Source organism: Streptomyces spiramenti (assembly GCF_012034385.1).
GTDB lineage: Bacteria > Actinomycetota > Actinomycetes > Streptomycetales > Streptomycetaceae > Streptomyces > Streptomyces spiramenti.
Genome location: NZ_JAAVJB010000466.1, coordinates 1 through 1163, shown reverse-complemented (window position 1 = coordinate 1163; position 1163 = coordinate 1). Strand labels below are relative to the sequence as shown.

At 75.8% G+C, this 1163-nt stretch carries 1 pseudogene; it reads left to right on the top strand.

The window, feature by feature from the left end:
* Positions 1-331: 331 nt before the first annotated feature.
* A pseudogene (locus HCJ92_RS24185) lies at positions 332-1051 on the top strand (S41 family peptidase); the annotation flags it as partial.
* Positions 1052-1163 lie beyond the last annotated feature (112 nt).

The window sequence follows — 1163 nt, the reverse complement described above, 5'->3', positions numbered from 1 at the left end:
GCCGGGGCCCGTCGACGTGGGACCCGCTGGGACTGCGGCGCCGCCGATGGGCCCCGGCGCCCCCACCGCGCGCCCGGACACGACTCCGACCCGCACGACCGCCCCAGCGGTCACTGCCCGTGTCGGCGCCGCCAGCGGTGGCGGCGCCGACTCCAGCACCGGGACCGGTGCGGAGCCCCGGGCCGAAACGGACACGGACACGGGCGCCGGGGCCTGGGCCGGGGCGGGTACCGACCCCGGTGTTGCTGCCGGTGCCGATGCCGGTGCCGATGGGACCGGCGGACCCGGGTCGACGGTCCGGACTGCGACGACCGCCGGGCACCCCCCGCCGCGGCCCAGGCGTGTGGCGGTGGTCCCGCTGCTCGACGAGCGACCGCTGCGTTACCAGCACTGGGTCGCCCGCCGCCGCGCGGTCGTCCGGGAGCTGAGCGGCGGACGGTGCGGGTACGTCCACATCCCCGACATGGGCGGCTCGGGATGGGCGCAGCTCAACAGGGACCTGCGGCTGGAGTTCGCCCGAGAGGCGCTGATCGTGGACGTCCGGGGCAACGCGGGCGGCCACATCAGTGAGCTGGTGGTGGAGAAGCTGTCGCGCTCCGTCCTCGGTTGGGACATCACTCGTGACGCACAGCCGGTGAGCTACGCCTCCAACGCCCCTCGGGGCCCCGTCGTCGCTCTGGCGGACGAGGCGACCTCCTCCGACGGCGACATGATCACGGCCGCGTTCCGCCTGTTGGGGATCGGCCCGGTGGTGGGCTGCCGCACCTGGGGCGGGGTCGTCGGCATGACCGGTCGGCACCGGCTGGGCGACGGCACCGTGATCACCGTCCCGATGAACGCTGCCTGGTTCGACGGCTACGGCTGGGACATCGAGAACCACGGGGTGGAGCCGGACCTGGAGGCGGTTCGAACCCCCCTGGACTGGGCCGAGGGGAGGTACGTGGTCCTGGAGGCCGCCGTGCGGACCGCGCTGCGGCTCCTGGCCCGCCGACCGGCCGCCGCACCACCGCGCCGTGCGGAGGCCCCCGACCGCCGGCGACCGCCACAGCCCGAGGAGCACAGTGCACCAGTCGCCCGAGCCCGCCGCTTCCACCGCCTCCACGGCGTCCACCGAGACGACCGAGCCGACCGAGCCGACCGCTTCCACCGAGTCCGCCGGGTCG